The organism is Ohtaekwangia sp. (assembly GCF_036568665.1).
Taxonomy (GTDB): Bacteria; Bacteroidota; Bacteroidia; order Cytophagales; family Cyclobacteriaceae; genus Ohtaekwangia.
In genome coordinates, this window is the sequence record NZ_DATCSD010000029.1 from 23,330 (window position 1) to 40,678 (window position 17,349).

A 17,349-nucleotide genomic window follows, 5' to 3' on the forward strand; every position below is an offset into this window, starting at 1 on the left:
CAACTTGACGAGTTATAAGCCGCCATTCTTCCTCTTTAATGCGCACCTGGAAACTATATATCCAGCGTTGCTGAGAAGAGTAGCGCTGAAACCTTATCATCGTGAACGCATCACGACTCCTGATAATGACTTCCTTGATCTGGATTGGATAAGACAAGGCTCCTCGCGACTGGTAATTATATCGCATGGACTTGAAGGCAATTCGCAACGCGGCTATATAAAGGGCATGGCGAAGATGTGTATTGCCAACGGGTACGATGTACTCGCCTGGAATTTCAGAGGATGCAGTGAAGAAATGAACCATCAATTGCGCTTCTATCACAGCGGTGCAACGGATGACCTGGACTATATTGTTCGGCACGCGATCAACAGCGGGTATAACGATATTACACTCATCGGTTTCAGCCTCGGTGGTAATCTTACGCTCAAGTATCTTGGAGAACAAAGACCATTACCCGCTATACAAAAAGCTGTAGCGTTTTCAGTACCATTGAATCTATATACCAGTTGCCGGAAAATCTCGCTTCCCTCCAATCGTATCTATGCCGAGCGTTTCTTAAAGAGTCTGAAGAAAAAGATCATCACCAAAGCGGCCTCCCGAAAAGAGCTCGACATTCGTAACATTGATACTATAGCTTCGCTGATCGATTTTGATGATCGCTATACGGCACCGCTTCACGGCTTTCAGAGTGCGGTAGATTATTATACCCGGTGCAGCTCCCTGCAATTTCTTTCTTCTATTCCGGTATCAACGTTGATCATCAATGCTCAGAACGATCCGTTTCTCAGTGAAGATTGCTATCCGGTAAAATTACTGCAAGGACACTCCTATGTTCGTTTTGAAAATCCCGCGCATGGCGGTCATGTCGGGTTCGCTCAATTCAATAAAAATGGATTATATTGGAGTGAAGAGCGCGCAATGCATTTTATAAACGATTAACTTGCCAGCTTGGTAAATATACCCATAACCCAACAAGAGTACTTCGTACGCTTTCAACACTTGATGTATGATTGAACACTACAGTATTACGGCTACACCTGAAAAGATACGCGACAGGTTTTCTGTGGATGTTCCTGAATTTTTCAAGCCACGGTATAACGCATGTCCAACACAATTACTCCCGGTTATTACCAACTCATCGCCACAGGGGGTTTCTACTTTTTACTGGGGCACATCACCGGAGTGGGCCAAGAATAAATCGTTGAGTGAAAAGATCATCAATACGCAGGTAGAGTTCATCACAGATAAACCTGCTATCAAAAAAGCATTGATGAAGACTCGCTGTATTATACCAGCCGATGGATTTTATGCCTGGAAGAAAGCCGGTAAGAAAACACGTATACCCTATCGTTGCATCTGTACTGACCAGGAGCTTTTTTCTTTTGCCGGATTGTGGGAAGAGTATGAAGATACTGATGGCAACGAGTTCCATACATTTACCATCATTACTACACCAGCCAGTCCGTTGGTAGCTGCTATACAAGAGAGAATGCCAGTGATACTTACTCCGCGCGAAGAAACTGTATGGCTTGATAAAAACAGTACAGAGGATGACCTGATGGGTATATTAAAAGCTTATGGTGCCGAGCACATGAGTCACTATCCTGTATCGCCACGGATAAGCGATGTTACTACTGATGTGCCTTCTCTTATTCGCCCTGCTCCTGCTTCGGATCAGTTTGGTAATTTAACATTGTTTGACTGAGAGAGCCTTTATTCGTTAATTGTTATCCGTGGTGGAAAAAATCCAATGGCACAGCGTTACGTAAAGAATGCCCAGAGGTTCACAGAGTATTGATATACCCTTCTAACTATTAACCGATAACGTGTAACGGACAAAGGATCAAAATCCATCGTCATCTTCTTTCTTCTCCTCGTTTGCAGGATCTTCTTTAGCAGGATCGTCTTTCTTCTTCTTCGCTTTCTTTTCCTTCTTCTTGCGAGGTTTCTCTTCGTCAGGCGTTGTCGCGTTTGTCCCTACATCGGTAGATTTCTTTTTCTTCTTCAGGAATGAGAACAGACCTTTCTTCTCAGGCTGTTGCTGTTCCTGAACAACCGGCTTCTGTTGTTCGTCTTCATCTACATAGTCGAAGTCGTCTTCTTTAGGTTCCGGTATAGTTTGTATCGTTGTTGTATCGGCCGGTGCTTCTTTCTTCTTTTTCTTAAATATATTCTTGAAGAAGCCGAAGAATCCTTTCTTCGCAGCCTTGGCAGCTTCCGCTTTCTGTGCTGCCTGTCCCATCTTAGCAAGACGTACATCCGGCAATACCAGGTAATCGCGCAGGTACCACATATAGTTATCCTGCTCTACATTGAACGTTACCTCTGTTACAATATAGCGCGGTGTTTTCGGAACGTATTTACCCGTGGCCGGATCATAGATAAGACTATCAGGATAATCGTACTTCAGTACTCTGATCTCCTTGTCTTTGGTTATCATGTATACACTATCTTCTTCAGCAGCGGCAGTGTCGCGCGGAACATCTTCTATGTAAATACTATCGATCACCGAACGGGCTGCCAGATCAAGCTCTGCACCCGGCACAACGCCATCTTCGCCATCCATACCAAAGTCGGGCTTCAGTGAATCAGGCACGGCTACATATACCGGCTTCATCGGCACGGTCTGCATGCTGCGGATCTTCTTCCGATACGAGGTCTGCTCCGCGATCAGATACTTATTCTTACTGGCTGTGAATACTTTAGGAGTAGAATCTTCCTGGAAATAGCTGAATTTTTTACGAAGTTCATTCTTATCATAGATAAAAGCACTCTGGTACGCAGGGCATATCATGCGCTGAGTACAGGCACTTAAAAGCAGGCAAGCACAAATAAATACAAAAAATGCCCTCAGCATGAACAGGGTAATTCAAACAAAAATAAGGATTTTAAGCAGAACTGATTCTCAAAACCCATTTATTATCAAAATTAGGAAGTCTTTCATGCACCAAATAACGCTCAGTCGAGTGTTTTAGTCCCTCACAGAGGAAAAAAAGCTTCTGGCTACAAGCCACTAGAGGTACTTGGAGAAGTGTGTATTTATACTTCAACATTCGTTGATCGATGTTCCCTGTTCGATATTCAATTCCGTTCATCGTTGATAGTTTTAGCTTCTGCTTTTCACTTTAAGCTTTCCTCTTGACATAGTCAACTCTCCTGCCGACCTTTACTATACATCCCTCATCTTATGGTCTATCACGTTTTGAATGGTGATGCGTTGGCAACTATATTTCCGGAGGCGGGCCTTTCGGGAGAAGTTGCCGTGATGCGCGAAGGACTTGTAACGGGCGATCTGCAGGGCGATGATCTCTCCTCTTTCTGGAAAAACAGGGCGGCCCATTGGGGCACTCCGTATGAAGAGTATAATTCCAAAGTTGTATCGTCATTCAAAAAGCTGATGGCTGCACCCGATCCGACAGAGTTCAATCTATGGTTCGGGTACGATCTCTTCTGCCAGGTAAATATGTGGTTTGTTATTTCGGTGCTATACGATCTTTCGATCCGCAAAGATGTATATGTAGTATATCCGTCTTTCCTTCCTTCAGAGCAACGATGGAATGACTACGGTGGGGCCAATGGTCGCGACCTGCAAACCAGTTTTCGTAACCGGGTGCGATTTAATGATAACGACTTCAAACTAGGCGAAGCTCTCTGGACAGCCTATAAACAAAATGACCTGCACCTGATGGAAAGTTTATGTCGTGTGCGGTCTGCCTGCTTTCCTTATGCAGCAGAAACCTGCCAGGCTCACTTTGATCGCTTTGCCGCAGCCGGTGAAAAGAGTGCGTTAACTTGCGCGATCGAAGAAATTATTCACAATGGATCAGACGACTTCCACCAGGCTTTCCGGGAATTTAGTAAGCGCAAAGGTGTATATGGCTTTGGCGATACGCAGTTTCGCGAGCTTTACGACAACGTAGTTCGTACACGCTGATATAGTATAGCGATGGGGCATGCTATATTTCAAGTTATCAGAATAAGGTAAGCTGATCTTGTATACCATCTTTCTTTTCGCGTACCACCATGTCGCCAAAATTCGAGAGAGATATACCCAGCAGTCGTACTTTCTTTTCTTTCATATCAACACTCGCCAGTAAATTCTTAACGGTTGATACAATTGTTTCCAGGTCATCTATACCTTGTGTAAACGACTGGCTTCGCGTTATCAGTTTAAAGTCGCTATACTTGATCTTGAGTGTTATAGTACGTCCCTTCAAATGATGGCGCCTCAATCGCTCACTCACTACAGGTGCTATCTTCTCTAACTCTACATGCATCTCTTCCGGTTCAGCCAGATCATACGGAAATGTATCTTCTGCTCCAACTGATTTTGTTTCACGATGAGGCTGTACTAACCGATCGTCTTGTCCCCGCACAATCTTATAGAAGAAGCGCCCGGCTTTGCCAAAATTTTTGATGAGTTCATCTTCCGATAATTTCTTGAGATCTGCACCGGTGTGAAGGCCCATGCTTTTCATTTTTGCTGCAGTAACTTTACCAACACCAAAGAATTTCTCGACCCCTAAATTCTCCATGAACGACTGTATGCGTGACGGACCTATAAATGTGAGTCCATCGGGCTTCTGCATATCAGAAGCAATCTTCGCTACAAACTTATTGATCGATACACCAGCCGATGCTGTGAGTTGCAATTCATCTTTGATCGCCTGCTTTATCTGCGTAGCAATCTCGATTGCAGAACCAATCGCTTGTTTATCTTCCGTTACATCCAGGTAGGCTTCGTCTAGCGACAAGGGTTCGATGAGATCGGTATACCTGAAAAATATCTCGCGTATCTTTTGTGATACCGCTTTATATACATCAAACCGTGGTCGTACAAAAATTACTTCGGGACAAAGCTGCTTTGCCTGCTTGGATGGCATAGCCGAACGAACACCAAACTTACGCGCTTCATAACTGGCTGTCGCCACAACACCACCTCGCCCTTCCGGAGAACCACCTACAGCAATGGGCTTGCCTCTGTATTCCGGATTGTCGCGCTGCTCGATAGAAGCATAGAATGCATCCATATCAATATGAATAATCTTTCGAAATGCCGGAGTGACCTGATTTTCCATGAAGCGAAACAGTCGTCACTACAAATATACAGGGAAGTCTGGTTCCTAGTGACTATACTTTCTTCAACGGGTAACGGAGGTATACAATGATGAGCGGCAGCAGGAAGAACGGCAGCTCAATCATAAAACCTTTTATATCGCGATGCTGCAGGTGCAGCATCATGATAAGAAGTATAACAGCGGCTGTGATAAAGTTACCGGCCAGAAATGTTTGAGGAAAGAGCACGAGCAACGCGCTTAAAATTGTAAACACGCCAATCACCATCATACCGGTTTTGCTGATGTTCCATTTTTCAAACATTTCCAGCATAACCGGTTTACCGGAAAGCATAGCCCATCCTTGTTTCACGCCCATATATACTGTGAAAAGGATCAATGCCGCATTTACAATTTTAAGTGCAGTCGTCATAATAATATATATATAGTATAGATTGATTACAGGAACATTCCACCGGAAGCTTCAATGCGCTGAGCGTTGATCCAGCGGGCATCTTCGGTACACAGAAACGCTACCACCCCACCTATGTCATCAGCCTGCCCTACTCTGCCCAACGCAGTCTGTGATGCTATAAAATCTTTTGCTTCCGGATGTGCATCAAATGCGTTCTTCGTAAAGTCTGTTTCAATGGCACCCGGTGCTACGGCATTGGCACGTATACCTCTTACACCAAGTTCTTTGGCCAGGTATCGTGTAAATACTTCAATAGCTCCTTTCATAGAAGCGTATGCGCTATATCCCGGTGTTGCAAATCGCGCCAACCCTGTTGATAAGTTAATGATTCCGCCTTTATCAGCCACCAGGGGCAACAGTTTTTGCGTTAAGAAGTAAACACCTTTAAAATGTACATTGAACAAGGCATCAAATTGTTCTTCCGTAGTTTGTACAAAAGGTGCCGCCCAGTCAATGCCCGCATTGTTTACCAGGTAATCAAAGCTCGTGCGATTCCATTGCTCTTTCAAAACAGAAGCAAGTTGTTTTGCAAATGGATCGAACTCTGCAACCTGCGCAGTGTTCAACTGTAGGGCTATTGCTTTTTGTCCAAGTGCTGTAATTTCAGCTACAGTAGCTTCTGCCTCTGCCTTCTTGCTATTATAGGTGAGAATAACGTCTAATCCCTTTTTAGCAAGGCTGACCGCTGCGTTTTTACCTAACCCTCTGCTTCCACCAGTTACAAGGGCAATTTTATTAGTTGTCTGCATGTTTGTGTTGTTTAATTGACATCACAAAATTCAGAAAGACACCGCCTAAAAAAATGGTAACAGTTTCCGATTAAATGGTAACTATTTCCGATTCTATGAATTGCTGCCGGTATTGCCGGGGCGTTTTTCCTTCGAATCGTTTAAAGAACTTGGTAAAGTTGGTAGGATCGTCAAACGTAAGCTGGTAACATATATCTGCTATAGGCCTGGATGTTTCGCGCAGCATACGCCTGGCAGCATCCATCAACCGTTCTTCCATAAAATAACAGGGCGATTTGCCCGTAGTGAGTTTTATGGTATTGCTGAAATGCGTTGGATGTATAAAGAGCCGCTCGGCAAAATCTTTGATGTGATAGGAATGTGAAGCTTTACCGGCCAGTATATCCTGCATATGCTCTTCCAGTATCTCAAAGTACCGGGCCGTGATTTCGTCTTTGCGTGTCAGTATTTTTTGCGGCAGTGGCATAGCTTAAAGGTACGAAGTTTAATCCAATTGAAAATATATAGCTGATAACGGAAATATACCTCATGCAAGTTCCTTCCGGATAATTGTATTGATCTCGTGCGACCGGTTTACGATCATGAAATGGCCGCCCTGCATAATGGTATAATCAGCTTTACTATAGGGCAGTACTCTATCGGATGTTCCATGTATATGCACCACGTTCATCAACATGGTTTTATTTTTCCAGTGTATGATTTGCTCGATCGCCCACTCGAGAAATATCTCATCAGTCTGATCAATAATCTCGTGTAACATCTGTCGGTCACCAGGGGTTGATACTCCAAACAACCAGGCCGTTATACCAGTAAGTTTCTTAAACTGTCCGCGTGGCATCAGGCGATTAAACCGGATCAATCCCATAAATCGGTAATATAGCGGAATGTCTTGCTGTGTTTCAGCCGATGAAATCAGGATGATCTTTTCGGTTGTAATTTGTTTTCCGATTTCAACCGCGATCATCCCTCCGAAAGAAACTCCTACCAGCACCGGATTACTCACAGTGATCTGCGACCGTAAGCGTTGTGCATATGTTACCAGTGTATCCGTTCGTAATGGCACAAGCCACTCGATATAGGTTGCTCTGTAAGCCGATAGATCCAGGCATTCAAAAACTCTTTTGTCCGCACCAAGTCCGCTCAGCAAGTATAGATCCTTCATGTACGTAAATGTCTCCGGTGTAAAATCATAACCCCATCGTTCACGTTTGTAAGAATAGCTTATCCTACAATTTCAATGCGCGCAGTGTAAAAATCATAAAATATAGTTACATTATAAACTATATCCAGGCTGCCCAGTGCTAATAAATTATCGCCCGAGTGAAACAGATCATTCATAAAAACTGGATCAACGTTGCGGTCTTCAGCATCATCCTGTTGATCATGCTAAATGTTTTCATCACGCATACCAATCATCGCATCATGGAAGAGAACAGACTGCTGCAACGGCAGGCTGAGCAGATAAAAGTTACTGTCTCTCAATTCGCGATCGGTATAATTCACAACCTGGATCTGGGCCTGAGAGGATATGCCTTGTTCCGTGATGATAAATATTTATACCCGATGCGCTTTGCCCTGCGCGATAAAGATTCGCTCTTTCACTCGGTAGGCGCCTTGCTGGCTTCGCAACATTACCCAATGGTGGAATTTTACCGCCTCAAAGATTCCACTGATGCCTATGCCGAACAATGTGTATATATGAAACAATTGTTCGATGAGAAGAACATGGATGAGTTCTACCGTTTGGCTGACCTTGACAAGGGGTATAAATTATGGTTGCAGTACGAAAAAGTTTCGGAAGCGATCTACCGTTTCGAAAATGCTATCAACAACGATGCACTGGAGAAATACCATGCAGCACAATGGAACACATATCTGGTGCAGCTTATATTGTTTCTGGTCTGTGTACCGACACTCATCTTTACTGCTATACATACACATCAGGAACTTTCGGCACAAATGAAGCTTCGTGAATCTGAGGCAGACAAAGCCCTGATACTCGCACAACAAAATGAAATGCTGGAGCATACCGTATTGGAACGAACACAGGAAATTCAACTTCAAAACCGCGAGCTGCAGAAAAAGCAGGGAGAGATCACAGCACAGAACGAAGAGCTTAAATCACAGCAGGAAGAAATTTCCCTGCAGCGGGATCAACTGGCACAACAAAACCAACATCTAAGCGAAGCACAGCATACTATACTCTTACAACACGAAACTATTTTAAAACGCAACGATTCACTGGAAGAAGAGATACGAAAGAGGACGCATGAACTGATGGAGTATAATCAGCAACTGGAGCAGTTTGCTTTTATAGCAGCACATAATTTGCGGGCACCGGCAGCGCGTATACTCGGCCTGGGAAAATTACTGGAACTATCCATCAGCAAAGAAGAAGAACAAATGATCATCCAGAAACTTATCTGCTCTACAGCCGAAATGGATACGGTGATCAAAGACCTGAATGTTATACTCGAAGTAAAGAGTAACGACAGCAAGTACCTCACACAGGTAGACCTTCACGATGAGTTATTGCTGATCTGCTCAAATCTTGAAAAAGAAATATTGGAAACACAAACACTGATTCACGAATCGTTCGAGGCAGCTCCTGTGGTGATTGCTGTTAAGGCCTATATCGATAGTATTTTATTCAACCTGATAAGCAACGCTATTAAATACCGATCGCCCGATCGGGCACCTATTATCAGGATAAAGACAACACGAACTGATGACTATATATGCCTTTCAATAACCGATAACGGGCTTGGCTTCGATACACAGCAGCATCAGCAAAATCTGTTCACACTTTATAAGCGTTTTCATTTTCACGTAGAAGGAAAAGGTATGGGCCTATATCTGGTAAAAACACAGGTAAGTGCTATGGATGGGAAAATTGAAGTGGAAAGCAACATCAACGAAGGCACTACGTTTCGTATATACCTGAAAGAAAGAAGTGCAGTTCATCCGCCTATACTGCAGCCTGTCTGATATTTTATTACCCGCGTATTATACTATCTTTACCGCTCATCACGCTATAGGTGCGTTTAAAGACAAAATAATTAAAGTAACCATATACCTTATCAGTATTTATACTGACAGCGCTCTCAATTCTTCACGGAGGCACAAAGTATCTTAATTCAGTATCATTGCCGCGTAAACGGATCACGCTTTACAAAACTCCATGGAAGAATTTAGCTTACGGGAGGCCTGTTATAAACTGGCCAATAAACTCACGAAGTACCGGACTCCGATACTTGGCCTGAACATTGACGTTCAGTTGGCGGATGCTTATTGGGGAAACCGCGACAGGCTGCTTTCAGCGATTAAACACGGATGTTTGTTTCTGTCAAAGTCATTTGATGTGCAGGAGATCTTTATTGAAATTACCAGTAAAGAGCAGTTCGATAATATTACTACGATCCTGATCGACATTACTGCATGCGAACGTGACCCCGGAGGCCTTCGTAAAGGAAATGAGAAAAAGATCAGCTTCCCGTTCAGACTAATTAATGCCCCATCTGAAAATTCGAAACGTCCGTTCGAATCCAAGCGTGTACTTATTGTAGAAGATAGCAGGATCAACGCATTGGTGTTTCAAAGCTTCCTGGAAGGCTGGGGCTGCGTCACCACGGTGGTAGAGAGTGGAGAAGATACGGTATCGCTGGTATTACGCGAATCGTTCGATCTTGTTTTGATGGACGATTTTATACAAGGTATAAATGGAAACTTTACCACGGAAAAAATCCGGGAGTTCAACAAATATATACCTATTATCAGTTGCCTCACATCGCCCGTGCTAAAGGAAAATATAGCAAGTGCCCTGAACGCAGGTGCCAGCAGTTGTCTGTTAAAACCCGTAAACAGCGCAGAGTTATTCCGCATCCTTTCCAAATACCTGTATAAAACCAGTATGACTCCATTCGGGGCAGTTCGTACAGATATACTTCGATAGCATATAACGCAAGCGGAAAGTGTAAAGTAAAAGCAAAAGTAAACTTTCAACACTTCGACATTCGTTAATCGATGTGCCCTGTTCGATATTCGAATTTGGTTAATCGTTATTCGTTTCAAAGCACTGACCATATTTCAGCACTCGTTTATCGATGTTAGTTGTCCGACATTCATTACACGTTAATAGTTATTCGTGAAAAGTACATTAAGACCAGCCTATTTCTTGTTCGATATTCATTTCTCTGCAGAACTTCATAGAGCAATACAGAATCGTTCTACAGTACGCTATAGTAAAATAACAATCAATCACTAACAACAAAGTTCCGCCTGCAACAGAACCGGTATACACATGCTTTATGAAACATTTAAGTATAGCAAACTGGCATATCTACTGCCGGTGCAAAACAAAGGGGCACGCATGTTACTGCGTGCCCCGGACCCAAACCCCACTGTCGAAACTAGCGGAGAAATCTTTAAACTATTAAAGCAACATTTGCTTTATCTCTTACGTTATGAGCACAAAGTAAAAACTTCTATCCGACATCTATATCCTGTATTATTGAGTAGAACTACTTACAAATAATTGGTATACCTACGTCTGTATTTTTACGTAGAACACTTCGGTTATGACGCGACTTCTGTTGCCTGCATAATTTTTCCATTGGCAATCGTTATGTGAATCATATACCCCTGGCAAATACCTTGTATCCGAATTGCATCGCCTGCACGGACCTGATTCAGATTGCCTTTCACATAACATTTTACCGAGATCATAACACTGCGTTCTCCGGAAAGCCACACAATGCCGTTCCCGGCTTCTACATTTTTTACAATGCCTTCTACTTCCAGTACCTTCTCCAGGTACTGAAGATTAGCCAGTGGTGCATCCTTCACAAATGTAGCAATGAGGGATGTTGCCTTGATGGGTATAGGAGGTTCTTTCACTTTCTTCTTGCCTCTGCGCATAAGCACAATGGCAACGATCAACACTATCACTCCGGATGACGATATTACTGCAACCATACTGTTTTCAGAATAGAGCAAAGAAAACAGGCCCGCAGATTTTTTCTTTCAGCAATTATACTGTTACCTGTCGTTTTTTATTACTCATGAATAGCTCAGTAAAAACACGTACGTGTACATCAGTATATTTACAACAAACAGGTTCATCTGTATTTATTCCAGTCGTGTATCAGTATAAACACAGAGTATAACAAAGGAGTTGACGGTCTATTTTTAGTTCAATTAAAAAATTACTGTCATGGTTTTATACACGTATCCTGTAGAAAGATCGCGCGCTGCGATCATGCTCATCGTCACGCTATGGATGTTCACGTCAGCGTTGTTTGCTCAAACAACAATGCCACGACTTGAAATACAAAAGCGGCAATCTTATGAAATGAAAGATGATACTTTAATTGTGGATGAATTGATCATGCACGACTCCTCGGCATTTATACTCTGCAAAACATCGGCTGCCAGTTATATCGTGGTAAAGAAACTTACCATTGGTAAACAGTGCTGGTTTATAGGAACGGGTAATGCCGGTAGCTCGGGCAAAAATGCAAAAGATGCAGATCCCTCCTACGGCCCTTGCAATCCTGGAAAGAATGCAGCACCCGGCAAGAACGGGATGGACGGTGAAGCCGGCAAACATCTTACCATTACGATCAGCACGATGGATGCAGCAAATACACATCCATTATTGTTCCGGTTAAATGGTGGCGATGGTGGTGAAGGCGGTCGTGGAGGAATTGGTGGCAGCGGAAGCAAAAGCACACCCCATTGCGCCTGCAACGGTGGGGCTGGTGGAAATGGTGGCGATGGTGGCAATGGCGGTAATGGCGGCAACCTGACTTTATTATGCAAGAGCTGCCCGGTAAATATACTGCAGTCTGGTATTGTGCAGTTCAATCTTCACGGTGGCTATGCAGGGTATGGGGGCGAAGGTGCTCCTGGCGGTGCTATCGGTATAGGTGCCGATAAAACTTCCCGGCGTGGCGCCAATGGCCGGGCCGGAAGCAAAGGAAAGAATGGCACCGAAGGAAAATTCATTTACAACAGCGGAATATAGTCTAATAAAAAATCCCGCCCCCGGATACTCTCCAGAGGCGGGATATATATAATTATATCGTTAGCCTAATTTACCTGTTCGCTCAGCAAACCATTGATCGTTTCGTTAAACCGCTCTATATACTGATCGTAATACAAGCCGGTACCAGGACCTGAAAAACCAGTATATATATTCCGCACTTTACCATCTTTACCGATAATGATAGTAGTGGGAAAAGCCATTACACGATTCAGCATCGGCAGTGTTTCAGAAGCTTTGTCTTTATCGTTCGTACCTGCTATTACAAAATTATAGGGCACTTTCAGTTTTTCGATCATCTTGCGCACGCGGCTGCTCGCATAGCTAAAATCACTCTTCCGCTCGTAGGCAAGTCCTATAATTTCAACACCGCGCATTTTGTTGGTGTTATACCAGTTCGACATAAACGTGGTTTCATCCATACAGTTGGGGCACCACGTACCAAAGATCTGTAGCACCACAACTTTATTTTTATACCGGGCATCGGGGAAAGTAATTTTCTTTCCGTTCACATCCGGAAAATTAAATTCAATATGATCGTAGCCTGGCTTCAGGTATGTAAGCGATTCAGGATCGGGAAGACTTGCCGCATCATTCTTCTGTGCTACCCAAAATTCAGTCCAGGTCTGTCCAGAGTAAAACTCACCCATCAGGCTGCCATCAGACTGTTTAGAGGCAGTAAAAAGATAGGCATGGTTTCCATCAAAAGCACTCAGATGTAGCATGCCGTTGCTCACGGTACCTTCCAGATAACGATAATCACCAGTAGTTGTCAGAAATGTTCCGGTAACATAATTACCCTGTTGCTTAAATATACCAATGGCTTCAGAAGTATCAGCTTCGTGAATAAAGTCCACGCTATATTTACCGCTATAATCCTGCTCTGTTTTAGCAGTTACATCTGTTGGTTCAAAACGATATGTCTGCCCATGTACAGCCGTGAATGGTACGCGATAGTTTTGTTCGTAATTTTTAATAAACACACCTGTTAATGAATCGCCATGGATACGCGCTTTTATGTTGGCATCGAAGATGTGCAGCACGATATCTACCGAATCGCCTTTCATATTTACTTCATCCAGCAACAAGCGCTCTTCAGCATTTAACACGTAAATATCGTAGCCACCGGTGCGATCGTGTACTACATCAAAGTTAAATGGCAACTGAAGTCCCTGCAATTCCAGTGTGGCCCGCCATATACCGGTTTTCAACGCTTTCCTGGGATTAGCAGCATAAAGTATATTTACGCTGAGGCACACCATAATGAATGCCAGCAGCGTTCTGCTGAGTTTTAGTTTCATGATCAGGTTAATTATGATTAGGATTATATTCTACCACAAAAGAAAGTAAAATCAACTCCTTCTCTTCACGGTATTTATCAACAGAGCTATGTACAATCAATACATAGAGTATATTCCGTAAAATCACGGATATGCATATAGTAGCGGAGTAACCTTGAATTCTAAACCCTGCACCGTCAACGTTTAAGATTCAAGGTTTAGTCTTCCAGAATTTCTACTTCTACACGAACGTTTTCCTGGGCTTTAGAACCGTTCTTGTTTTGTACCGGGCGCTTGCCTCCCCATGCTTTTATCTGCATACGACTTTTATCAATACCGTTGCTCATCATGAAGTCACGAATTATTTTGGCGCGCTCTTCAGAGAGTTCTTTCGCTGAACCAAAGCCATCGTGGGAGTTAGCTAATGAGAAAAAGTTTTTCGAGTCGCCTCCATATATAATTTTCCCATAGGAGTTTCCATTGGTGTGACCGTGTATCTTGATCTTATACCGGGGATTTTCCCTGAGCATTTCGAGCAAACTGTTTATTTCATAGTGCGACTCGGGTCGCATAACAGCTGCATCTTTAAAAAAGTATACATTATACATCACGGCTATATCTCCTTTGCGCAAACGCGTCAGTCCGAAGGGAACAACAATGTTACTGCTGGAGTCTTGCGAAATACCATCGAGTGCCAGCGGATCATTAAAGTCTACTGTGGTTTGTACTTTTCTATAGCCAAATATCTCGCACACAAATGAAACATCGCCCGGTTTACCCTCTGCACTTACCAAGACGGAAGTATTTCCTTTATAGGTGCCAATCTTTCGGGAGAGGCTGACGTTGATTGCATCTATCTCTCCTGCTACCGGTGTTTCATCTCCTTCGCGGTATATTTTGAAGAAGAATCGTTTGCCATCATGATCATCTATACTCTCAACAACTGGTGTTGCTGTATTCTCGGCTATCCGTACCGACTCTGGCGAATGTGAAGTTTCTGCTTCCCGCACCGGGCTGTCTGCCGACACCACGTGTGTCATGATTTGATTAGACACCGGATCTATATCTCCTACAGCTTCGCCCTCCTCAGCGGTTGTGCTTCCACGGTATATCCACACATCGTAAAAGGTGCTGTCCGTGCGCAGCTTTGCTGCTTCCAATAAGGCTTTGTCGCGATTCTCTGTTCGCAGTACATATACATAGTATAGATTACGGGCCGCATTCCAGCCATAGTCCGCAGACATATCCAATGTAGTGGCGTACGAAACAAAACGGCTCGCATTATTATGAATCGAAAATGCACCGATCACAACATAATAGTTACTGCTGTCGAGAGAAGCAACCTGCTGCGAATATACCTGGTTGTGTAACCATAACATGGTCGCTATCAAGGCAAGCTTGTAAGATTTCATACAATTATCTAAGGAATTTTACCGTGTCACTCGTGTTATCATCTTAGTAATGCCTCTCTTTAGCAGCATTACCGGGCAGCATCTTTTACAACCTCTTTCCGGTTCCACGTTCTTCCATTCTCTATCAGTTCTACAATGACCTGATGTACTTTGTAGACACGAAAGAGCTGGTATGCTTCCCATTCTGTAATACTTCGCTCAACAACCACACGCGGTTCCATCTTTTGTCTGCTCATCTTTACAGCCCTGGTTAGTGTATTATGGTTCTCAGACTTATTTTTATCAACGGTATACCTGCGCGTGATATCCGTTGAGGATATTTCATACAGGTAAACAAAACTAGATGCAAGTAACCGGCCGTATACTCAGGATTTTCAAGGACGCCTGTGAGATTTTATACTTATTAATACTTCCGTATTTATACTTAGAATGCGTACGAAACTCCAAATAAAAAAAGGAAGCTGACACCCGCTATATATTCAGATATCAACTCCTCTTTCGTTTTTTGTCGTTTCGTTATTCTACTGAAAACGTGATCGTTTTAGATGACTCGTTACCAAGTATATCAATCGCCCGCACAGCAATAGAATAATTGCCTGCTCCAAGTCCCTTTATAGGCTTGGTATAAATTTGCCTAGGCATACCGTTGATGGAGTAATAAATAATTTGCGTACCAACGCTTTTGTCCTTCGCAGCCAAATACAACTGCATCTCTTTCGGATATATAGTATAGGACTGATCCTTTACTACTTTCGATCCGATCTTGTCTACACTAAATACTTCAACGATTACAGGTGCAACGTTATCCACAAAAAGAGTCCGGCCTACCGCTGCTCCGTTGTTTACCTGGTCAACAGCCTGAATACTTAAATCACGTACACCATCACCTTCTACTGAAAAGCTGGCGCTATATTCTGTTGGGACTGCACTGCCTATTTTATAGGTAAGTTGCTTTACTCCCGACTCTCCTACTCCCAGATCCGTAGCTGCGAGTACTATTTTACTCACAGTGCGGATAAATAATGTATCGTTACGAAGTAATTTAGGTCCCTGAACATGGTATGATATCTTGGGGCTTGCAGCATCCACAAAATAATTGAGTAAATAATCTTTACTCATATTCTCCACGCGGTCGTCAGCAGCGTAGATCAGTTTATGAAGTCCCGGTTTCTGGTTGGTGTTTAAAGGAGAAGTATACGTTCCTTTCGCAACACCATCTACCGAGAAATATATAGCGTTTACGCCAGCCTTGTTATCAGTAGCATTAAGCGTGATAGCAGAACGTAGCGACACATAATGATTACCGGCAGCAGACTTGAAATAATCTTTATCAACTGAAAATTCCAGCGCAGGTGCTGCTGCATCCAGGAAAAATTCGAAGGTCTTGTCTTCCTCTTTGTTCTTTACACGATCGGAAGCATGATAGGTCAGCGAATTATCGTTAGCCTTCAGATTATTTAACGATAAGGCGTTCTGATATACCGTATTGGCACTACCATTAAATCCGTATTGAATACTTGACACACCACTACTCTCATCTGTACTCAACAATTTTATTTTGGTTTTAGGAGAGAGTATATTATCAACGTGTGGTCCGATCAGCTCAAGCGTTGAAGCCGGAGCGGTTGCATCAATATAAAACTCCAGGATGTTGCGCGGAGCATCACCATTCTCTGCGTTGCCCACATGATCTACTCCATAGAACCGAAGATTTACTCGGCGATTGCCAGGCAATGCAAACGGCCCGTTATACTCCTGAAATCCGGAGCCGGTACTGTAATATATAGTCTCTACTCCTGACACTGCATCAGCAGATTGTAAGTGTACCGTAGCATCGCCACTATAAAATGCTTTGCTGCCCGATGCAAATTTGCCACTGGCGTGTATCGTTGCCGATGTAACCGGAGCTATACCATCGGCCATTACCGGCCACAGCACTTCGCGTTTCGGAAGAATGGTTTGTCCGGCTGAATCTGTTGCCCAACGGCTCCTTATCCAATTGATGCCTTCAGTATCAAAATGATATTCGCGGACGTTATTAACATCCTGCTCTTTAAGCACCACACCTTTTGATGGATCGGGAGTAGATGAAAGTATCACATATACCGGGAGTTTCTTGTTCCAGTACAATGTTCCGCTGGAATCGTAATACGTTTTTGGTTCAGACTTTACCTGTGCATAATTGACTTGTAAAACTGCCAGCAATAAAAAAACAGTACAGAGTATCCTCATAAATGCCTCGTAATTTTTGTTCGCTCAAAACTACTTCGGGCAGATCAATCCAGTTGTATGCGTTTATCTTCAGGTAACCGTCCTAAATATACCGGGCAACGTA

17 protein-coding genes are annotated in these 17,349 nt (G+C 43.3%); 6 read left to right on the forward strand and 11 right to left on the reverse strand.

Features of this window, described 5'->3' with window-relative positions:
• The first annotated feature begins 4 nt into the window (after window positions 1-4).
• Together VIN08_RS01540 and VIN08_RS01545 are read left to right on the forward strand one after the other, a co-directional pair.
• Entirely contained in the window at window positions 5-940 is a 936-nt protein-coding gene (locus VIN08_RS01540; RefSeq protein WP_331959169.1) for a YheT family hydrolase, read from the forward strand.
• 67 nt (window positions 941-1,007) lie between these two features.
• Window positions 1,008-1,706 carry an SOS response-associated peptidase gene (locus VIN08_RS01545; protein WP_331959172.1) on the forward strand — a complete coding sequence of 233 codons (699 nt, stop codon included), beginning with the start codon at window positions 1,008-1,010 and terminating at the stop codon, window positions 1,704-1,706.
• A gap of 138 nt (window positions 1,707-1,844) precedes the next feature.
• Here VIN08_RS01545 and VIN08_RS01550 read toward each other — a convergent pair whose 3' ends face one another.
• The gene (locus VIN08_RS01550) at window positions 1,845-2,795 is read right to left on the reverse strand and encodes a hypothetical protein (RefSeq protein WP_331959175.1); all 951 of its coding nucleotides are present in this window, start codon (window positions 2,793-2,795) and stop codon (window positions 1,845-1,847) included.
• A gap of 393 nt (window positions 2,796-3,188) precedes the next feature.
• Between VIN08_RS01550 and VIN08_RS01555 the strand changes: the two genes are divergently transcribed.
• Window positions 3,189-3,935, forward strand: coding sequence for a hypothetical protein (locus VIN08_RS01555; RefSeq protein WP_331959178.1), 747 nt, complete (start codon window positions 3,189-3,191; stop codon window positions 3,933-3,935).
• Between the two features lie 37 nt (window positions 3,936-3,972).
• On the opposite strand, the gene dinB is transcribed toward VIN08_RS01555, so the two are convergent.
• The 5 genes from dinB to VIN08_RS01580 all read right to left on the reverse strand — a co-directional run bounded on the left by dinB (window position 3,973) and on the right by VIN08_RS01580 (window position 7,441).
• Window positions 3,973-5,079, reverse strand: a complete 1,107-nt coding sequence (gene dinB / locus VIN08_RS01560; RefSeq protein WP_331959181.1) for a DNA polymerase IV — start codon at window positions 5,077-5,079, stop codon at window positions 3,973-3,975.
• A 52-nt stretch (window positions 5,080-5,131) separates the two neighbouring features.
• Entirely contained in the window at window positions 5,132-5,488 is a 357-nt protein-coding gene (locus tag VIN08_RS01565) for a hypothetical protein (RefSeq protein WP_331959184.1), read from the reverse strand.
• Between the two features lie 26 nt (window positions 5,489-5,514).
• Complete coding sequence (locus VIN08_RS01570; RefSeq protein ID WP_331959187.1) at window positions 5,515-6,279, reverse strand: SDR family NAD(P)-dependent oxidoreductase; 765 nt, start codon at window positions 6,277-6,279, stop codon at window positions 5,515-5,517.
• Between the two features lie 70 nt (window positions 6,280-6,349).
• The gene (locus tag VIN08_RS01575; protein ID WP_331959190.1) at window positions 6,350-6,745 is read right to left on the reverse strand and encodes an AraC family transcriptional regulator; all 396 of its coding nucleotides are present in this window, start codon (window positions 6,743-6,745) and stop codon (window positions 6,350-6,352) included.
• A 60-nt stretch (window positions 6,746-6,805) separates the two neighbouring features.
• Entirely contained in the window at window positions 6,806-7,441 is a 636-nt protein-coding gene (locus VIN08_RS01580; RefSeq protein ID WP_331959193.1) for an alpha/beta hydrolase, read from the reverse strand.
• A gap of 158 nt (window positions 7,442-7,599) precedes the next feature.
• Between VIN08_RS01580 and VIN08_RS01585 the strand changes: the two genes are divergently transcribed.
• Window positions 7,600-9,267 (forward strand): sensor histidine kinase, encoded by a 1,668-nt coding sequence (locus tag VIN08_RS01585; protein ID WP_331959196.1) that lies wholly within the window; start codon window positions 7,600-7,602, stop codon window positions 9,265-9,267.
• A 193-nt stretch (window positions 9,268-9,460) separates the two neighbouring features.
• On the forward strand, window positions 9,461-10,231 hold the full coding sequence (locus tag VIN08_RS01590; protein ID WP_331959199.1) for a response regulator: 771 nt from the start codon (window positions 9,461-9,463) through the stop codon (window positions 10,229-10,231).
• Window positions 10,232-10,854: 623 nt separating this feature from the next.
• Here VIN08_RS01590 and VIN08_RS01595 read toward each other — a convergent pair.
• Window positions 10,855-11,253 (reverse strand): OB-fold protein, encoded by a 399-nt coding sequence (locus VIN08_RS01595; protein ID WP_331959201.1) that lies wholly within the window; start codon window positions 11,251-11,253, stop codon window positions 10,855-10,857.
• Window positions 11,254-11,491: 238 nt separating this feature from the next.
• Between VIN08_RS01595 and VIN08_RS01600 the strand changes: the two genes are divergently transcribed.
• Window positions 11,492-12,304 carry a hypothetical protein gene (locus VIN08_RS01600; RefSeq protein WP_331959204.1) on the forward strand — a complete coding sequence of 271 codons (813 nt, stop codon included), beginning with the start codon at window positions 11,492-11,494 and terminating at the stop codon, window positions 12,302-12,304.
• Window positions 12,305-12,369: 65 nt separating this feature from the next.
• Here the strand turns inward: VIN08_RS01600 and VIN08_RS01605 are convergent, their stop codons facing one another.
• The 4 genes from VIN08_RS01605 to VIN08_RS01620 all read right to left on the reverse strand — a co-directional run bounded on the left by VIN08_RS01605 (window position 12,370) and on the right by VIN08_RS01620 (window position 17,246).
• Entirely contained in the window at window positions 12,370-13,623 is a 1,254-nt protein-coding gene (locus tag VIN08_RS01605; RefSeq protein WP_331959207.1) for a TlpA disulfide reductase family protein, read from the reverse strand.
• Window positions 13,624-13,820: 197 nt separating this feature from the next.
• Window positions 13,821-15,014 carry an OmpA family protein gene (locus tag VIN08_RS01610; protein ID WP_331959210.1) on the reverse strand — a complete coding sequence of 398 codons (1,194 nt, stop codon included), beginning with the start codon at window positions 15,012-15,014 and terminating at the stop codon, window positions 13,821-13,823.
• 68 nt (window positions 15,015-15,082) lie between these two features.
• Window positions 15,083-15,250, reverse strand: coding sequence for a hypothetical protein (locus VIN08_RS01615; protein ID WP_331959212.1), 168 nt, complete (start codon window positions 15,248-15,250; stop codon window positions 15,083-15,085).
• Between the two features lie 280 nt (window positions 15,251-15,530).
• The gene (locus tag VIN08_RS01620; protein WP_331959215.1) at window positions 15,531-17,246 is read right to left on the reverse strand and encodes an OmpL47-type beta-barrel domain-containing protein; all 1,716 of its coding nucleotides are present in this window, start codon (window positions 17,244-17,246) and stop codon (window positions 15,531-15,533) included.
• Window positions 17,247-17,349: the final 103 nt, after the last annotated feature.